This window comes from Microbacterium sp. HA-8 (assembly GCF_046111165.1).
Taxonomy (GTDB): Bacteria; Actinomycetota; Actinomycetes; order Actinomycetales; family Microbacteriaceae; genus Microbacterium.
Map to the genome: position 1 here is coordinate 730,414 of NZ_CP162025.1, position 17,453 is coordinate 747,866.

The following is a 17,453-nucleotide window of genomic DNA, read 5'->3' on the forward strand; positions in this document are numbered from 1 at the left end:
TTGTACAGTGGGCACATCATGGATCGGCCGTTCAACATCGTCGTGGGTGTCGCGGGCGGCATCGCCGCGTACAAGGCGGTGCTCCTCGTCCGCGAGCTCGTTCTCGCCGGTCACGACGTGCGCGTGATCGCGACCGAGTCCGCGCTCCGGTTCGTCGGCGCTCCCACGTGGGAGGCGATCAGCCGACACCCCGTGAACACCTCGATCTTCGACGACGTCGCCGCCGTCCGCCATGTCGCGCTCGGACAGCAGGCGGATGTCGTCGTCATCGCCCCCGCGACGGCGAACACCATCGCGAAGCTCGCGACGGGCCTCGCCGACGATCTGCTCGGTACGACGGTGCTCGCCAGCCGCGCGCCGCTCGTCATCGCCCCGGCGATGCACACCGAGATGTGGCAGCATCCCGCCACCGTCGCCAACATCCGCACCCTCGCCGGGCGGGGAGTCACGATCGTCGGTCCCGGCTCCGGTCGCCTCACCGGCGCCGACGTGGGGCCGGGGCGCATGAGCGAACCGGAAGAGATCGCCGCCGCAGCTCTCGCCGCCGCCTCGGCCCGCGAGCCCGCACCCGTGCTCGATCTCGATGGGCGCCGCATCGTGGTGACGGCGGGCGGCACTCGCGAGCCGATCGATCCCGTCCGCTTTCTCGGCAACCGCTCGAGCGGCAAGCAGGGTGCGGCGTTCGCGCTGGCCGCTCGCGCCCGCGGCGCCGACGTGACGGTGCTCGCGGCCAACATGGATGCCGCGCCCGCCGCGGCCTTGGACGCCGCCGGCATCGCGCGGATCGACATCGAGACGGCGGCTGAACTCGCCGCCGAGGTCGCCCGGCTCGCGCCCGCCGCCTCCGTGGTCGTGATGACCGCCGCCGTCGCCGACTTCGCGCCGGCCGAGCCGGCGACGCGCAAGCTCAAGAAGCTCGCCCTCGGCGAGCGCACCGAGCTGGTGCTCACGCGCACCCCCGACATCCTGGGCGATCTTCTCGCGCACCCCGTGCCGGGACGCACGGTCGTCGGCTTCGCGGCCGAGACCGCGGCCGACCGCGAGGAGCTGCTGGCGCTCGCGCGGGAGAAAATCGCGCGCAAGCCCGCCGACCTGCTGGTCGCCAACGCCGTCGGTGGCGGGCGCGGCTTCGGCACCGAAGACAACTCCGCGGTGGTGCTGGATTCTGCGGGCGCGGTCGTGGCCGAGGTCTCGGGCAGCAAGCGCGCCGTCGCCGACGCGGTGCTCGATCTGGTCCTGCGGCGACCCGCGTGAGCCGGCCCGCCCCCTCGACCTCTCGAGAGATCACCCGCGCCGAATGGGCGCGACTCGCCGCCGACATGGAGCAGCCGCTCACCGCCGAGGAGGTTTCACACATCCGTGGCCTCGCGGATCGGCTCGATCTGCGCGAGGTGCGCGAGGTGTACCTCCCACTGAGCCGGCTGCTCAGCCACTACGCCGCATCGGCGAAGTCGCTGGGCGCCGCGACCAGTCGCTTCCTGCACGAGGCCGACACCACGACGCCCTTCGTGATCGGCATCGCGGGCTCGGTCGCGGTGGGCAAATCCACGATCGCGCGTCTGCTGCGCGAGCTCGTGGGACGCTGGCCCGACACGCCTCGCGTGCAGCTGGTGACCACCGACGGATTTCTGCTGCCCAACGCCGAGCTGCTGCGGCGCGGCCTGATGCGGCGCAAGGGCTTTCCCGAGTCCTACGACCGGCGCGCCCTGGTCGAGTTCGTGCGGGCGGTCAAGAGCGGCGCCGACGAGGTGCGCGCGCCCGTGTACTCGCACCGCAGCTACGACATCGTGCCGGGGGAGCAGGTCATCGTGCGCCGACCGGACGTGCTGATCGTCGAGGGACTGAACGTGCTGCAACCGCCGCCGCGCCCCAACGACGTCTCGGTGTCGGAGTTCTTCGACTTCTCGATCTATGTCGACGCCGACTCCGACGACATCTCCCGGTGGTACACCGAGCGGTTCCTGGCGCTTCGCGATGCCGCCTTCCGGGACCCCGCGTCGTACTTCAACACATACGCCGATCTGACGGATGCCGAGGCCTCCGAGACGGCAGCCGGGTTCTGGAACGGCGTCAACCTGCCGAACCTGCTCGAGAACGTGCTGCCCACACGGCACCGCGCCGATCTTGTGCTGCAGAAGGCGGCCAATCACACCGTGGAGGGCGTGCTGCTCCGCAAGCTCTGAGGTGTGGATATTCTGGACGCGGTCCAGAACGACGTCGGATGCGCAGATGCACGTCGTCCCCCGGGCGAGAAAACATGAACTCCAACCCGCAGCACTACTTTGCACGCACCGTCGTGGTGGTCGGCGCCGGACGCCTCGGCCGGGCGATCGCCCGAGCCTTTGCGACCGCCGGCATCGATGTCACCGGTCCGCTGGGACGCGGCGAGATCGCCATCGCCGACATCGTGCTGCTGTGCGTGCCCGACGCCGAGATCGCACCCGCCGCCGCGGCGGCCCGTGCCCGAGGGGGCTCCCGCGTCCTCATCGGGCACACCTCGGGAGCGACCCCCCTCGAGGGACTCGACGTCGACTTCGGTCTGCATCCCCTGCAGAGCTTCACGGGGGACGAGGGGTCCGAAGCTTTCGCAGGCATCGGCTGTGCGATCGCGGGGCGCACTGCCGATGCCCGCGAGGCGGCGCTCGCGCTGGCCACGAGTCTCGGCGCGCACCCCTTCGACATCGCCGACGAGCAGCGCGCGGCCTATCACGCCGCCGCCTCGATCGCATCGAACTACGTCGTCACGCTGCTCGATGCGGCCGAGCAGCTCGGGGCCGCCGCGGGACTGAGCGCGCAGGATGCCCGCGCACGGCTTGCGCCGCTCGTGCGCTCCACGATCGAGAATTGGCAGCGGCAGGGGCCTGAGATCGCGCTCACGGGCCCGGTCGCGCGCGGCGACGAGGTGACGGTCGGCCGTCAGCGCGCTGCGGTCGCCTCCGGCGCCCCCGATCTGCTGCCCGTGTTCGATGTGCTGCGCACCGCGACCCGTGCGCTCGCCACGAGAGGACAGGACGCCCGATGAGGATCATGCGCAGTGTGGCCGAGGTGCGGGGCGCGGTGCGCGACGCTCGGGCGGCGGGGCGGCGAGTGGGTCTCGTGCCCACGATGGGGGCGCTGCACGAGGGGCACCTCTCGCTGATCCGGCGCGCGCGTGCCGACACCGATCTCGTCATCGTCTCGCTGTTCGTCAACCCCACGCAGTTCAACGCGCAGGACGACCTCGCGGCCTACCCTCGCGACGAGGCGCGCGATGCCGCGCTCGCGGAGGGGGAGGGCGCCGACATCCTCTTCGCCCCGCCCGTCGACGAGGTCTATCCCGACGGTTTCGCCACGACGATCCACATCGCGGGCCTCACCGAGGTGCTCTGCGGCGCCTACCGCGGCCCCGCGCACTTCGACGGTGTCACGACGGTCGTGACGAAGCTGTTCCAGATGACGACACCCGATGTCGCCTTCTTCGGCCAGAAGGACGCGCAGCAGGTGCTCGTGGTGCGCCGGCTCGTGCGCGACCTCGACATCACCGTGCGCATCGAGGCGTGCCCCACCGTGCGCGAACCCGACGGCCTGGCCATGAGCTCTCGGAACGCGTATCTCGACGCTGACGCCCGGCAGCAGGCCGGCGCCATCAACCGTGCCCTCGAAGCCGCGGATCGCGCCCTCGCGGGCGGTGAGACCGATGCGGCGGCCCTGCTCGCGATCGCGCGGGAGGTGCTCGCCGGCGCGCGTATCGAACCCGAATACCTCGAGTTGCGGCATCCCGAAGACCTTCGCCCGCTGGAGGCGGTCGAAGGCGACGCGCTGCTCGCCGTCGCCGCCCACGTCGGCCGCGCCCGTCTGATCGACAACAGGATGCTGTCGCATCCGGCGAAGGAGCACGCATGAGCGCCCGTCCCACCCCCGCCGAAGACGGTGCCGCGCCGGTGCCCGTGACCTTCGCCGAGATCGCCCGGCGCAGGGCGGCGGGCGAGCCGATCGTCATGGTGACCGCCTACGACTACCCGGGCGCTCAGGTCGCGGAGGCCGCCGGGGTCGATATCGTGCTGGTCGGAGATTCGGGCGCCATGACGGTGCTCGGCTACGACAGCACCGTGCCCGTGACGGTGGACGAGATGCTGATGCTGACCAAGGCCGTGCGGCGGGGAATGACCGTGCCCCTCCTCGTAGCCGACCTGCCCTTCGGCTCGTACGAGGTCTCGGACGAGCAGGCGATCCGTACGGCGCTGCGCTTCGTCAAGGAGGCGGGCGCCGATGCGGTCAAGATCGAGCGCGGCGGCACGTCGGTGGACCGGGCGCGGGCGCTCGTGGCGGCGGGCATCCCCGTGATGGGACACGTCGGGCTGACGCCCCAGACCGCCGCGACCCTCGGCGGGTACCGCTCGCAGGGCCGCACGGCCGACGACGCCGCGCGGGTGTGCCACGAGGCGATCGAGCTGCAGGACGCGGGATGCTTCGCCCTGGTCTTCGAAGCCATCCCGAGCGCCGCGACCACGGCCATGCGCCCCTACCTGCGCGTGCCGGTGATCGGCATCGGCGCGGGCCCCGACGTCGACGGTCAGGTGCTCGTGTTCCACGACCTGCTCGGCATCTACGGCGGGCCGACCGCCCGCTTCGTCAAGCGGTACGCGCACCTGCGCGGCGAGATGATCGATGCCGTCGCGGCGTACGCCGGCGAAGTGCGGGCGCGGCAGTACCCCGGCCCCGAGCACGGCTACGGCATGCCCGACGCCGAGGCCGAGCGGCTGCGCGTGCTGCTGGCGGACTCCGGTCGCTGAGGGCCCCTCGACAGGCTCAGGGCGCGACAGGCTCAGGGTGCGACAGGCTCAGGGCGCGGCGTCACGCGCAGCCACGCGATGCCGTGGGCGGGCAGCATCCATCCGCCGGCGAGATCCACCGCACCGCCCTCGATGAGATCCTCGGCGCCCGCGCGAAACCCCGACAGGGTCTCTGCGGACACGTGTGCGGCGTCGTCGCCGACATTGACGAGCGCGAGCACGCGGGTCGCGACCTCGTCCACCGTCCGCTGGTAGCCCAGCACCTTCGGATGCCCGGCATCGAACCCGATCAGTCTGTTGCCCGCGAACTCGGGGGTCGCGCGGCGCACCTCGAGAAGCCGCATCATGCGTGCGAAGACGCGGCCGGCCGGCGTGGCGGCATCCATGCGCTGCGCGTAGCGCTCGGCGGGCCGGTGCGGCCGGTGCACCCAGCGGCTGTCGCCGGCCCGGTCGGGGTCGTCGGCGTAGCTGTGGTCGTTGAGTTGCGCGACCTCGTCGCCGAGATACAGCAGCGGGATGCCGCCCGTCGATAGCGCGATGGCGTGCGCGAGCACGACGCGGTCCTCGCCGCCGGGGTCGCCGGCCTCGATTCCGGCGAGGGATGCCGTCGTGCCGGTCACGCGCGCATCTCCGGTCTTCGGGTTCTCCTGGAACGGCACGCCGCGCGCGAAGGTGGCGGGGAAACGGCCGACGTAGAAGTCGTTGAGGAAGCGCCGGTGCGGGTAGCCGTGGATGCCGAACTCGGCGGCGTCCTCGTCCGCGAAGGTCCAGCCGATGTCGTCGTGACTGCGCACGTAGTTGACCCACGCCGTGCCGGGCGGCAGGTCGTGCCGGCGCTCGAGGGCTTGGCGCAGCATCCGCGGGTCGCGTGTCGCGAGCGCCTCCCACGTCAGTGCCATCTGCAGCGGGTTGTACGAGAGCCGGCATTCGTCCGGCGAGATGTATTCGATGACCTCGTCGGGGTGCACGATCGCCTCGGACTTGAACAGCAGGCTCGGCGCGGCCATCGCGAGCACCGCGTTGAAGGCCTGCAGCAGCAGGTGCGCCTCGGGCAGCGACTCGCACGGGGTGCCCAGGCGCTTCCAGATGAAGGCGACGGCATCCATGCGCAGGACCTCGACGCCCCGGTTGGCGAGGAAGAGCATCTCGCCCGCCATCGCCCGGAACACCGCCGGATTGGCGTAGTTGAGGTCCCACTGGAAGTGGTAGAACGTCGCCCAGATCCACCGCCCCTCGTTGCCGGCGCCGGGCATCGGCACGAAGGCGCCCGGGTGGTCGTCGGGGAAGATCTCGCGCACGGTGCGCTCGTAGGCGTCGGGCATCTCGCGGTCGGGGTAGATCAGGTAGAAGTCCTCGAAGTCCGGTTCGCGCGCGATGGCTCTCTGCGCCCACTCGTGCTCGTTGCTCGTGTGGTTGAAGATGAAGTCGACGACGAGCGAGATGCCCGCCAGCCGCAGATCGGCGGCGAGGCTCGCGAGCTGTTCCATGGTGCCCAGGGCGGGATTCACCTTCCGGTAGCTCGAGACCGCGTATCCGCCGTCGCTGTTGCCCTCGGGGCTCTCGAACAGGGGCATGAGGTGCAGATAGGTCAGCCCGAGTTCCTCGAAGTAGGGGATCTGCGCGCGAATGCCCTCGAAGTCGCCGCCATAGCGGTCGACGTAGGCGACGGCCCCCAGCATCCGTTCGCTCTCGAACCAGGTGGGCTCTTGCTCGCGCTGTGCGTCGCGGGCTCTGAGTTCGAGAGGGCGGGCGTTCCAGGATGCCGCGGCCTCTCCGATCACGGCCGCCAGCTGCTCGAGTCCGTCGGGGCGTTCGCCGTACAGCCGACGGAAGAGTGCGTGCAGGCGCGGCGCGTGCGCGCCGAAGCGGGAGAGGAAGGCGTCGTCGAGCCGTCCGGCATGGGATTCGGCGAGCGAGAGGATCGGGCCGCGCTGGATGTCGAACTCGTCGTCGAGCCGTGTCATCGCCCCACTCTAGGGTTCGCGAGCGGCGAACGAAACAGCTGGCACTCTCGGGTCGAGAGTGCTAATCTGATCGCAGTTGAGTCGAGTGGACTCAACTCTAGACATTCAGAACAGAAGGAGAGAATCATGGCCACCTATGACCCGTTCCGTGACCTCGACCGCCTCGCGACGAGCCTGTTCGACACCCGCCGCGGTCCGCGGCGCATGCCGATGGACCTCTACCGTGACGGCGACCACTACGTGCTGACGGCCGACCTGCCGGGCATCGACCCGGGTTCGGTCGACATCGACGTCGACGGTCAGCTGCTCACGATCCGTGCCGAGCGCACGCTCGCCGCGGGCGAGGGTGTCAAGTGGATCACGCGCGAGCGCGAGGCTGCGAGCTTCCTGCGTCAGCTCAACCTCGGTCAGGGCATCGACACCGAGAACATCTCGGCGACCTACAGCAACGGCGTGCTCAGCGTGACGATCCCCGTCAGCGAAAAGGCCAAGCCGCGCAAGGTCGAGGTCAAGACCGACGCCGAGACCCCGGTGCTGACGGCGCACGAGAGTCACGCCGGAGCCGGAGCCGGAGCCGGAGCCGGTGCCGGTGCGGCCGACGCTCCGCGCCCCGTCGAGCAGTAATCCGGTCGTGGGCGCGCCCCGCGGGCCCGCACCCGGTCGTGGGCGCCCCGCGGGCCGCGCCCACGACCGAACCCACATATTTGCAGCGAGCCACCACGCGACGAGTGGTGGCTCGCTGCAAATGTGTGGGTTCGGCGATGCGGGGGCCAGGACGCAGCGGAGACCCGGCCCGGGCGGGTCAGTGGCCCGCGGGTCAGTCGCGCGGGCCGCGCAGCTTGGCCGTCAGGTCGCGCAGGGTGCGCAGCTCGTCGTCGTCGAGTCGCGACATCCGCTCGCTGATCGTGCGCGCGTGCTGCGTCGCGATCCGGCGAAACGCCGCCGCGCCCTCTTCGGTCGCGCGCACGAGGGCGCCGCGCCCGTCGTCGGGGTCGGGGCACTTCGTGACGAGGCCACGGGTGACCATGCGATCGACGAGGCGCGAGACCGAGGGCTGGCTGACCAGCATCAGCGACGTGACATCGCGCAGCCGGGCGGTCATCTCGGGTGCCCGGGTGACGGTGAGAAGCACGTCGTATTCGGCCTGCTCGAGTCCCGTGCCGCGGAAGTCGGTGCTGATCTCGGAGAACACCTCGTGCTGCGCGCGGAAGAGACTCTCCCACGCGTCGACGGCGAGGTGACGGTTGGCCATGGGCAAGAGAATACGCCCTCGCCGGTTCCCCGGCGGGTCGGTTCGCGGCGTCCGTAGGCTGGCGTCATGCGCACGATGATCAGGATGCTGGCGGTAACGATCGCCCTCGCGTTCGGTGGGGTGGGGGTCGGTGCGCTCGCACCCCCGCAACCCGTTCACGCGGCGACAGCCCTCGCCGCGGTCGGCGATGTCGACGACTTCGTGTTCGACAGCCTCGACGTCGACTACACGCTCACCCGAGCGGATGACGGCACCTCGCGCATGCGGGTGGTCGAGACGTTCGTGGCCGTGTTTCCCGAGACCGACCAGAACCGGGGGATGAGGCGCAGCATCCCGGATTCGTACCTCGGCAGCCCGCTCTTTCCGGCGCTCGTGTCGGTGACGGATGAGACGGGAGCGCCGCGGGCGGCCGAGACGGACAGCGAAGACGGGCGGTTGGTGATCACGTCGCGCGCCGACGACTTCGTGCACGGCGCGCAGACCTACGTGTTCACCTACGACCTGGAGAACGTGACGCGGGCGTTCGCCGACACCGATTCGGACGAGCTGTACTGGAACGTCAACGGCCTGGAATGGGCGCAGCGCTTCGGTTCGGTGAGCGTGACGCTCACGATGGATGCCGAGCTCGGTGACGCGCTCACCGGAGCCCAGGCCTGCTACGTCGGCGCGGCGGGCGCGACCGATCGCTGCGAGATCTCCGCTGCAGCGGATACCGACGAGCGAGCCGGCGCGCGGATCGAGGCGTCGACGGGGGACCTCGCGCCGTACGAGACGATGACGATCGCGGTCGGGTTCGCGCCGGGAACGTTCATGCCCTTCGATTCGTCGCCGCTCGCGTCGCCGTTCGGCTGGCTGCAGGGAATCTCACTGCTGGGCGGCATCGCGGCGCTGGTCGCGGCCATCGTCGTGCGCGCGCGACGACTGCGCGATGACCCCGGCCGGCCGACGATCATCGCCGAGTACACCCCGCCCCGCGAGCTGGACGCGCTGGAGTCGGCGGTGCTTCTGGGCAAGACGGCCAAGGGGATTCCGGCCGAAGTGCTCGAGCAGGCGATCGCGGGCTCGCTGCGCGTGGTCGAGGGGCCGCGGAAGTGGGGCAGTACGACCTATGAGCTGCACCTCGTCGACCGCTCGCGCGGCGATGAGAACGGGCGGGAGCTGCTGGATGGCATGTTCCACGGCGGCGCGACGACCTACACCCTCGGCAAGAGCGACAGCAGGCTCTCGCGCACGGCGCAGAGGATCCTCGCGGACGCCGACAAGGCGCTGAAGCGGAAGGGGATGCGTCGCGTCGTGCCCGCGCGCGTGCGCGTGTGGCCGATCCTTACGGCGGTGCTCGCGGCCGTGGGTGCCACAGTCTTCGGAATCGCGGCGCTCGGGGCCGGGGTGTTCGCGGCGGTTCCGATCGTTCTGCTGATCGTGGGGGCGCTGCTGGTGTTCGTCGTCGCGGGGCTGCTCTCGCGCAGGCCGCTGACGGCGCACGGCGCCGAGGTGCGTGATCATCTGAAGGGGCTCGAGCTCTTCATCGACTGGGCGGAGGCGGATCGCATCCGCATGCTGCAGTCGCCGCAGGGTGCCGAGCGGCAGTCTGTCTCGGCCGATGATTCGCGGCGGATGCTGGAGCTCTACGAGCGGCTGCTGCCGTACGCGGTGGTGTTCGGGCAGGAGAAGAAGTGGGCGTCGGAGCTGGCGGTGCGCTACGGGGACAGTGCGCCGGGCTGGTACTACGGCAACGCGCCGTTCCACGCCGCGGCGTTCTCGGCGAGCGTGTCGTCGCTGACCTCCAGTGCGTCGACGGCGACCGCCTCGTCGTCGGGCGGGTCGAGTGGGGGCGGTTCTGCCGGTGGTGGGGGTGGCGGCGGCGGGGGTGGCGGTGTGTGACGCGACGCCGCGATCACGGCGTGCGGGCGCACAGAAAGGGCCGGTCGGAGAGGCTTCCGACCGGCCCTTGTCCCTGCACCAAGAGTGTCCTGCAATCACATGTCGGTAGCTGCCACAGCAAAACAACTACCGTGCGAGCACTCTATAACGACGAGGTAACGGTGAGCAAGGATCTCCGTTACCTTTTTGTGATTTCGCCCGGCGTTGTCGTGTCTCACTCCAGTTGTCCGATTCTCACGGACCTGTCGAGTCGTCTCACTCCAGTTGTCGGATTCTCACTCCAGTTGTCGGGAGAGCGGCGCGCCGCGTAGCGCTGCTCCGAGGCGGGAGTAGCTTGCGGTTCAAGCCGGGAGGTTCCACAGGAGCGCTCTGATCGGGTGCGGGATTCTCCGGAAGGGAGAGTTCTCCGTGACCTTGACCCAAGACTGGCTCGCCGCGATCGACGGGACGAACGCACTCGCGGCCACGATCGAGTTTTCCAGACACGGCCTCCTCCAGCACGCAGACCCCGTCGACGCGGCGCGCGTGATGTTCGAGGATGCGGATCCGGTTCGCGAGTTCCCGTCGTGGCCGGGCAAGCGCAACTTCGAGGGCAAGCTGTGGATGGCCTCGACGGGCCGGCACGTTCCGTTCGAGTCGTTCTGGGAGCGCTCGTTCCTAACCTCGCTGGACCGGACGGGGGATGTCGTCGGGGTGGCGAGCCAGCCGATGTGGATCCGCTGGCGGTCACCGAAGCGCTCACACGCGCCCGACTACTTCGCGCGCCGCTCCGATGGGAGTGCGCTGCTTGTCGACGTGAGGCCGGTCGAGCTGATCAAGCCAGAGGACAGCATGAAGTTCGAACTCACTCGTCGCCTTGCTGCCGCACTGGGATGGTCTTATCTCGTCTTCGATCAGCTTCCCGGCGCCACCCAGGCGAACCTGCGCTTCCTGCTCCGGTACCGCGACCCGGCGTGGCTGGACGGCGTCGATATCGCCGCGCTCGGGCTGACCGGCCGGATGACTCTGGGCTCGCTCGCTGCGGTCCTCGGTGGTTCCGCTCGCTCAGGTGTCGGCGCCGCGTACGCACTCGTGTGGAGCGGGGTGGCGCAGGCGGATCTACACCGTCCCTTGTCGATGGCGACCGTTGTCGATCTGGAGGGCGGGTCATGAGCGTTCATCCTGGCGACATCATCCGGTGGCAGGGCGGAAGTCACCAGGTCGTTGCGATCCGGCCCACCTACATAACCCTGCGTGCCGTCGACGGGGATGGAGGCGACGTGGAGGTGCTCGCCGCGGACCTGCGGCACCAAGCGGAACCTGCCGCTCCCGCATCGCTCCGCTCACTGCTGGACCTGCGCAGCCTGCAGGACCTCGACGCGCGTGACCGCAGGATCGTCGACGTGTGGCTGGAGGAGCTCTCGCGGTTCGACGATCTCGTGGTGGCAGGCGGGACGAAGCCCGAGGTGCGGCAGCAAGTCATCGACAACGTCAACCGTCGTCTCGGAACCGACTACAGCTCCGTCAAGGTCTCGCGCCAGCAACGCGCTCTCGAGGAGTTCGGGGTGAGCGGTCTTCTCGATCGACGTCGCCACGGCCTGGCTGACATGCCCGGTCGCTCCTACGACGAGCGCCTCATCGACGCGATCCTGACTGTCCAGGCCGGCCAGGAACGGAAATCCACGGGCACCGGAACGCGACTGATCTGGCTCGTCCGCAGAGAGCTGGACGACCGCTTCGGTGAGGGCGTGGTGCCGATGCCGAGCCGCGCGACGATGTACCGGCTCCTGAGCGAGCTCGACGCCGGCAAGCACACGCTCGGGACGGCCCGTACCCGGCGCACCACGGCGAATCAGCCTGATCACATGCACGGGGTGCGGTCGGGGGTTCGACCAGGTGAGCAGGTGCTGATCGACACGACGCCGATGGAGATCCTCGTCGAGTGCGACGGTGAACCTGTCCGCCCCGACCTCACCCTGTTGCTGTGTGAGGCGTCGAGGTCGGTGCTCTCCGGGATTGTCACCGTCGGCTCTCGCAGCATCGACCTGGTGGTGGTCCTTGCCCGCGCTCTCGTGCCGTACGCGTCCCGCCCGGATGGTGTGCGTGCGAACCGGCGTCAGGTGTCGGAAGCGTGGACCGGCGCGGACGGGCTCATGGTTGAGAGGTTCGAGGCGATGCGTGACGCGCAGCCGTACGTCTTCCCGGAGTCGATCACGACCGACCGTGGTGCGTCCTACGTGTCTCGGCACTTCTCGGATGCGTGCCGGACGTTGGGGATCTCGTTGACGGTCAACGCGGAGTACTCGCCGACGCAGAAGGCGAAGATCGAGCGGATGTTCCGCACCGTCAAAGACCAGTTCACCCAGTACGCGATCGCCTTCCTCGGGCAGAGCCCCGATATGCGAGGTGACGAGGTAATCGCGACGAGCCAGCTGCTCACCCTCGAGCAGCTGCAGGAGCTCTTCGAGGACTGGGTCGCGGTGACCTGGCAGAACCGGCCCCACAAGTCGCTGCGCGACCCCCGCAACCCTCGGCTGATGCTGACCCCGAACCAGATGGTCGCCGCGTACCGGGAAGTCGCACCGGAACTGCAGGTGCCGCTGACGGCCGAGAAGTACATCGCGCTTCTCCCGACCGAGTGGCGTGTGATCAACCACTACGGCGTCGACATCGACCTGCGTGTATACGACTCCGCGGAACTCGGCCCGCTGCGCAAGAAGCGGTCCCCGCACCACCGGCGGCAAGGCAAGTGGCCGTTCCACGTCGACCCCTACAACCCGATGACGGTGTGGCTGGAACTCGGCGACCAGTTCCTCCCGCTGGACTGGCGGTCCCCGTACAGCGGCGCTCCAATGGCTGACGAGGTGTGGCGGGTCGCGCGCGCTCAGGCCGCTGCCCGCGGCGAGAACGAGCCGAGTACCGACGACCTCAACGAGGTGATGCGCCGGTTCATGTACAAGGGCAACGCGCTGCCGACGGCGCGTCAGAAGAAGCGTGCTGTAAGCGCACGGACGGACCCGCTGGCGATCACCAACCAACTCCCACACATCGCACCCACAGCACCGCCGGGCGGCGAGCATTCGGCAACTGGTGACGTCGGCGACAAAGAACTCCATGTTGTCGCGGCGAAGCCAGCATGGCCGGTCGCCGCACCGTTCGGGATGACCCGGTCGCCGGATGAGGCGTGAGCGCGATGTTCGATGACCTGCTGGGGGACTTCGACTTCGACGCCCCATCGACCGACTTCGACTACGCCACAAAGGAAGGGTGGCGCGAGTTTGTCGAGTTCGTCGCCCAACGGCCGCTCCCGCTCACGCTCGCCGAGTACGACGCGATGGACTCCTCGGAGCGAGCGCTGTTCAACATCGCCCGCGAACGGTACATGACCCTCGGCGCCCGGGTGGCGACCCCATCACTCCGACAGGTCGCGGTCGCCATCCGCCACGCGATAACCGACAACCGCTCCCCAGACGCCAGCAAGTCCGGCGTGATCATCTCTGGCAGGCCAGGTCTCGGGAAGACCACCGCGGTCCAGGAGTTCGGCAGGGCGTTCGAGCGAGCCCGACGCCAGCGCACCACGGCCTCGCAACGCAACTTGATCCCCGTCGCATACGTGCCCGTGCCGACCCACGCGACGGCGAAGACCATGATCACCAAGCTCGCCGACTTCTACGCCATCCCGTACTCCCGCAACGCGAACTACGAAGTTCTCCTCAGCCGCGTGAGCCATGTGATGCGCGAATGCCGCACCGAACTCGTGATCATCGACGACATCCACCGGCTGGACCTGCACTACCGCGGCAACGAGCAAGTCGCCGACGCGCTCAAAGAACTGTCCGAGAGGTGTCCCGGCACGATGGTCTACGCCGGTGTCGATGTCGCCCGCAACGGCCTGTTCTGGGGCTCGCGCGGCGAACAGATCATGGCCCGATTCGAGCTGGTCAAGTTCGACACCTACGGGACTGGCGAGACCGCTGACGCCGCGGTGTGGGGGCGCATCCTCGTCGACCTCGAAGACTCACTGTGCTTGATCTCGCAACCTGACGCGGAGATCCTCACCGTCGCTGCGGAACTCCGCGACCTATCCCGCGGCTCCATCGGCCGCGTCGCCCGAGCCGTCCGCCGAGGCGCGCGCCGCGCCATCGAGCAGCACACTGAACGCCTCGACCTCGACGACGTGCTCGCGTCGCTGGCGAAAATCCGTGAGTCAGAAGGCTGGATCGAGGAAGAAGAGAACCGGCCATCACCACGGCCCAAACGAGGCCGCCCCGCGCGAGCGAAATGATGAGGAAGCTCCCCGTGCTCATCGAACCCTTCACGGGAGAAACCGTCAGCAGCGTCTACCGCAGACTTACCACCCGCAACGCCGTGCCGGCCGGGGAACTGTGGACGATCCTCCGTCACGAGCGCCCGCGGCTGCCTCTGCGCACGACACCAGAACTCGTGCCGCGACTGGTCGAACAACTCGCCGACCTCCCTCCCGGGTACTTCGACGGTAGCCGCTCTGACCGCCTGTTCGTCCGCTGCATTCACGCCGACTGGCGACACAACAACTGCCCGATTTGCGCGCCCCTGCCGTCTGCCGGCACGAAATGCAGGCGATGCACCGGCGGTGAACTCGTCGAGGTGCGCACCCGGATCGGAGCGGTGTGTGCGCGACACCGCAGGTGGCACTACGCGGGAGCGGACCGCGACCTCGCGCGAAGCGCCGACTTCTATCGCGCCGAACGATGCCTCACCGGCACGCTCTGGGAACGCGGCATCGGCCCCGACACCGGCGAACTGGAACTCGCCACGACCCTCATCCGCGCCACCGAGCTCGGACAGGAGGACGAATCTCATCGAACGGCGCTTGCGCGCCACTATCCCGAAGCGGTGCGTCTCGTCGCACTGACAACAGAGCCGTGGGCGGAGCGATTCCTCGCAAACACGAACGTCGGCCTCATTCAGGTCGCCGCGCTCGTCGAAGCAGCGGTGAACGCGGTCACCGTGGGCGCGTCGCACAACGTCGACGCCGTCCGCACTTCCTTTCACGCCGAAGGCCGCGAAGCGGTCATCGGCCTTGACCGACCCGTGCGCCTTCGGCACGGGCGGTCCCCGGGCCTCGATGAACTCGGTAAGAGAATCCTGAAGTTCGCCCCGCGGGTCCGCTCCACACTCCTGCGTCACACCGACGCCCGCAAGCCTCCCACACGGCGACCGCGCCTCTCATCGAGGCATGCACAGGTGTGAACACCCAGCTCCGCACGCTACCAATTCGACTCGAACTCATCGAAGGTGAGACCGTCGAGGGGTTCACGAAACGGCTCGCTCAAGCTCACCAGTGCGAGGAACGCGATATCCGCCGGATCGTGCTGGACCGTCTGGGTCGCAACTGGTGGCCCGCGGCGGATCAGCGCGTGGTCGACGTCATCGAGCATCTCGCAGACCTTCCGCGCGACGCGCTACGCCCCAACTTCGAGACAGATGGCATGTGGGTCAGGTGTGGCCACCGCAGCTGGCGTCCCGAGAAGTGCGCTCGATGCGCACGGTTCACCGAACCCCGCATTGCATGCCTGGAATGTTCCTGCGGTTTGGGCACCACCACGATCGCCCGCGGCGGTGCGCTCTGCCTCACCCATCAGCATTGGGCGTACCGCGCCCTGCACGCCGACGTAGCCGGCATGCCCGGCTACGAGAGTGCGGAACTGCTGCTGCGATCACAGCTCTGGAAGCGCGGCGTCGCCCTCCACACCGGCGAAGTAAACCTCGCCGCAGCTTTCGTCGAAGCCTGGCACGAAGGCTCAGATGATTCGTCCCCGATCGGCGACCGCATGGTGATTTTCGGCATCCCGCACCTCGACACCTATGAAAACGTGCTGCTGTGCGCGTACCCCGAGATCATTCGTTTGACCTGCGTGCTCACATCGCCGCGCACGATCACTCCGATCCTGGACGTGACGACTTCCGCGCTCGCTCAGGCCGATCGCCTGCTACCTGCCGTCGCGAAGGCGATCGGTGACGAACCCAACGACGCATTGCGCACCTTCACCGTCAGCGTCGTCGGGCACGCCCACCGGGCGATGTTGTACATGTACGGACTGCGCAGTTCGAAGCAGGTCAAGTATCAGCGGTGCCCACTCAACCGCGCCCTCATTGCTGCAGCGCACCGGCAGCGCGCCTGCCTCCTCCGCCACGCCAACCCAAGGATTCTTCCCCACATCGCGGGGAAGACAGGTCAAGCCGCACCGCGCAGCCGGGTCATCCGCAACTGGCCACCCCGTTCCGACGAGTTGGCTATGTCCTAACCTGCGGTCCTCGTGAGTACTCGCACAGAGTTCCACGGCGCCGTCGGCCACTCGCGCGAAGGCTTGCCGGGGACGCGTCAGAACGATTCGGGAATCGGGCGCTCGGGCCGCGCGCGGTGTTATACACGGCCGACGTATTCGAGAGATTGCGGCAGGCAGGGCGGATCAGCGCGCGCTGCACTGCGACGTGACCTGCATGTGGATCAGTCCGTCGATACTCGTCGAGTCGCGGATACTCATCTTCTCCACCGGCAGCGCGTCGCTGTAGCGGATGTCTTCCTGCATTGCCCGATCCGCGGAGTATCCTGCGGCATCCCAAACCTTGAGGATTCGCGCGAGCGTGGCGCCATTGTCCGCGGTCTCGAACGTGAGCCCGAGTCCGATTCGTGTGCCGTTCTCACCGCACGCGGTCGATACCGGTGACAGCTCGTCGGCGTCGAGGAGCTGTCCAGCGGAATCGTGCACCGGCCCGACGGCTGCGTCCAGCGACGCCGCGACCATATTCTCGAGCCCTGCTCGGGCCTCGTCCGCGCCGTAGGTGGGCGCGGCGGGCGCTGAGGGAATCGGCGTTCGTGCTCCGGTGCTGACACCACATGCGAGCGTACGGTCGGTGAGCTTCGGAAGGGTGAAGTCCGGGTCACGGTCGGTAGTCACCGGCGCAGCCGAGTAGTCAAAGCTGAAATTCCGCCAGACCCGGAGTGACGCGCCGTCCTCCGCCACCGTGTAGGCGCCGTCCGCGAAGGGGTGGTAGCCATCATCGCTGAGGGTTCGCTCGACGGCCGTGACAAGTACGCCATCCTGTCGATAGATCGTGCCCCAACCCGCAAGAAGGAACGACTTCTCTTTGACCACATACCCGGTTTCGCAGCCGTTGGCGACGAGCGGAACAACCGTCGAGGACGAGGTGAGGAAACACACGATCCCTGCCAATGCGGTGGCCGCGATGGCTACCGCGCGCGCCGGGATCATCAGGATGAGCCAAAGCCTGGGCACGGGGATGACGCACAGTCCCGTCGCAAGGGCTGCCAGTGCCGCGATGAGCGCGAGACCAGAGAGCAACTCCGAGTCAACCGTGCCGATCAACACGGAGGTCGCACCGTCCGATGCTGTGGAGACAATGAGCAGTGCCACAAGAACGGTTGTCGAGCAGAACAGGATGGCGCCAGCGAGAAGCAGGGCAATCCGACGCCAGCTCCGTGAAGGAGTGGGCGATTCATCATCGCTCTCGGTCGTCACGGGTGCAGTAGACACGTGGCAAGCCTAAGAGGAGCAACCTGGGGCCCCGCCGCACCATCGTCCACGTCCGTCGCGCGCATAA

Annotated in this window: 15 protein-coding genes; 12 read left to right on the top strand and 3 right to left on the bottom strand. The window is 68.7% G+C overall.

What is annotated here, in order from left to right:
- Positions 1 to 18: 18 nt before the first annotated feature.
- The 5 genes from coaBC (at position 19) to panB (ending at position 4,772) form a co-directional block, all read left to right on the top strand.
- Complete coding sequence (gene coaBC / locus AB2L57_RS03475; protein WP_409048075.1) at positions 19 to 1,254, top strand: bifunctional phosphopantothenoylcysteine decarboxylase/phosphopantothenate--cysteine ligase CoaBC; 1,236 nt, start codon at positions 19 to 21, stop codon at positions 1,252 to 1,254.
- Positions 1,251 to 2,183: a type I pantothenate kinase gene (coaA, locus tag AB2L57_RS03480; protein WP_409048076.1), complete on the top strand. Its 933-nt coding sequence runs from the start codon at positions 1,251 to 1,253 to the stop codon at positions 2,181 to 2,183. The genes coaBC and coaA overlap by 4 nt, the downstream gene beginning before the upstream one ends.
- A gap of 74 nt (positions 2,184 to 2,257) precedes the next feature.
- Positions 2,258 to 3,022, top strand: coding sequence for a DUF2520 domain-containing protein (locus AB2L57_RS03485; protein ID WP_409048077.1), 765 nt, complete (start codon positions 2,258 to 2,260; stop codon positions 3,020 to 3,022).
- A 5-nt stretch (positions 3,023 to 3,027) separates the two neighbouring features.
- Positions 3,028 to 3,882 carry a pantoate--beta-alanine ligase gene (gene panC / locus AB2L57_RS03490; protein ID WP_409048078.1) on the top strand — a complete coding sequence of 285 codons (855 nt, stop codon included), beginning with the start codon at positions 3,028 to 3,030 and terminating at the stop codon, positions 3,880 to 3,882.
- Positions 3,879 to 4,772: a 3-methyl-2-oxobutanoate hydroxymethyltransferase gene (gene panB, locus AB2L57_RS03495; protein ID WP_409048079.1), complete on the top strand. Its 894-nt coding sequence runs from the start codon at positions 3,879 to 3,881 to the stop codon at positions 4,770 to 4,772. Before panC ends, panB begins: the two co-directional genes overlap by 4 nt.
- A 32-nt stretch (positions 4,773 to 4,804) precedes the next feature.
- Here panB and AB2L57_RS03500 read toward each other — a convergent pair whose 3' ends face one another.
- Complete coding sequence (locus AB2L57_RS03500) at positions 4,805 to 6,736, bottom strand: alpha-amylase family protein (RefSeq protein WP_409048080.1); 1,932 nt, start codon at positions 6,734 to 6,736, stop codon at positions 4,805 to 4,807.
- A gap of 126 nt (positions 6,737 to 6,862) precedes the next feature.
- On the opposite strand from AB2L57_RS03500, the gene AB2L57_RS03505 reads away from it, so the two are divergent.
- Positions 6,863 to 7,360 carry an Hsp20/alpha crystallin family protein gene (locus AB2L57_RS03505; RefSeq protein WP_409048081.1) on the top strand — a complete coding sequence of 166 codons (498 nt, stop codon included), beginning with the start codon at positions 6,863 to 6,865 and terminating at the stop codon, positions 7,358 to 7,360.
- Positions 7,361 to 7,553: 193 nt separating this feature from the next.
- Here AB2L57_RS03505 and AB2L57_RS03510 read toward each other — a convergent pair whose 3' ends face one another.
- A complete protein-coding gene (locus AB2L57_RS03510; RefSeq protein WP_292812431.1) occupies positions 7,554 to 7,988 on the bottom strand; it encodes a MarR family winged helix-turn-helix transcriptional regulator in 435 nt (144 codons plus the stop codon).
- A gap of 66 nt (positions 7,989 to 8,054) precedes the next feature.
- On the opposite strand from AB2L57_RS03510, the gene AB2L57_RS03515 reads away from it, so the two are divergent.
- From AB2L57_RS03515 to AB2L57_RS03540, 6 genes are all read left to right on the top strand, one after another.
- Positions 8,055 to 9,869: a DUF2207 domain-containing protein gene (locus AB2L57_RS03515; protein WP_409048082.1), complete on the top strand. Its 1,815-nt coding sequence runs from the start codon at positions 8,055 to 8,057 to the stop codon at positions 9,867 to 9,869.
- Positions 9,870 to 10,277: 408 nt separating this feature from the next.
- Positions 10,278 to 11,021 (top strand): TnsA-like heteromeric transposase endonuclease subunit, encoded by a 744-nt coding sequence (locus tag AB2L57_RS03520; protein WP_409048083.1) that lies wholly within the window; start codon positions 10,278 to 10,280, stop codon positions 11,019 to 11,021.
- Positions 11,018 to 13,036 (top strand): hypothetical protein, encoded by a 2,019-nt coding sequence (locus tag AB2L57_RS03525; RefSeq protein WP_409048084.1) that lies wholly within the window; start codon positions 11,018 to 11,020, stop codon positions 13,034 to 13,036. The genes AB2L57_RS03520 and AB2L57_RS03525 overlap by 4 nt, the downstream gene beginning before the upstream one ends.
- 5 nt (positions 13,037 to 13,041) lie before the next feature.
- The gene (locus tag AB2L57_RS03530; RefSeq protein ID WP_409048671.1) at positions 13,042 to 14,133 is read left to right on the top strand and encodes a TniB family NTP-binding protein; all 1,092 of its coding nucleotides are present in this window, start codon (positions 13,042 to 13,044) and stop codon (positions 14,131 to 14,133) included.
- A 14-nt stretch (positions 14,134 to 14,147) separates the two neighbouring features.
- Positions 14,148 to 15,080 (top strand): hypothetical protein, encoded by a 933-nt coding sequence (locus AB2L57_RS03535; RefSeq protein ID WP_409048085.1) that lies wholly within the window; start codon positions 14,148 to 14,150, stop codon positions 15,078 to 15,080.
- Positions 15,077 to 16,135 (top strand): hypothetical protein, encoded by a 1,059-nt coding sequence (locus tag AB2L57_RS03540; protein ID WP_409048086.1) that lies wholly within the window; start codon positions 15,077 to 15,079, stop codon positions 16,133 to 16,135. The genes AB2L57_RS03535 and AB2L57_RS03540 overlap by 4 nt, the downstream gene beginning before the upstream one ends.
- 165 nt (positions 16,136 to 16,300) lie before the next feature.
- Here the strand turns inward: AB2L57_RS03540 and AB2L57_RS03545 are convergent, their stop codons facing one another.
- Positions 16,301 to 17,386 (bottom strand): hypothetical protein, encoded by a 1,086-nt coding sequence (locus AB2L57_RS03545; RefSeq protein WP_409048087.1) that lies wholly within the window; start codon positions 17,384 to 17,386, stop codon positions 16,301 to 16,303.
- Positions 17,387 to 17,453 lie beyond the last annotated feature (67 nt).

What these genes read in the sequence shown, in the direction of transcription:
- panC (WP_409048078.1), top strand. Translation starts at nt 3,028, where the DNA reads ATGCGCAGTGTGGCCGAGGTGCGGGGCGCGGTGCGCGACGCTCGGGCG.
- AB2L57_RS03510 (WP_292812431.1), bottom strand. Translation starts at nt 7,988, where the DNA reads ATGGCCAACCGTCACCTCGCCGTCGACGCGTGGGAGAGTCTCTTCCGC.
- coaBC (WP_409048075.1), top strand. Translation starts at nt 19, where the DNA reads ATGGATCGGCCGTTCAACATCGTCGTGGGTGTCGCGGGCGGCATCGCC.
- AB2L57_RS03525 (WP_409048084.1), top strand. Translation starts at nt 11,018, where the DNA reads ATGAGCGTTCATCCTGGCGACATCATCCGGTGGCAGGGCGGAAGTCAC.
- AB2L57_RS03500 (WP_409048080.1), bottom strand. Translation starts at nt 6,736, where the DNA reads ATGACACGGCTCGACGACGAGTTCGACATCCAGCGCGGCCCGATCCTC.
- panB (WP_409048079.1), top strand. Translation starts at nt 3,879, where the DNA reads ATGAGCGCCCGTCCCACCCCCGCCGAAGACGGTGCCGCGCCGGTGCCC.
- AB2L57_RS03530 (WP_409048671.1), top strand. Translation starts at nt 13,042, where the DNA reads ATGTTCGATGACCTGCTGGGGGACTTCGACTTCGACGCCCCATCGACC.
- AB2L57_RS03515 (WP_409048082.1), top strand. Translation starts at nt 8,055, where the DNA reads ATGCGCACGATGATCAGGATGCTGGCGGTAACGATCGCCCTCGCGTTC.
- AB2L57_RS03485 (WP_409048077.1), top strand. Translation starts at nt 2,258, where the DNA reads ATGAACTCCAACCCGCAGCACTACTTTGCACGCACCGTCGTGGTGGTC.
- AB2L57_RS03505 (WP_409048081.1), top strand. Translation starts at nt 6,863, where the DNA reads ATGGCCACCTATGACCCGTTCCGTGACCTCGACCGCCTCGCGACGAGC.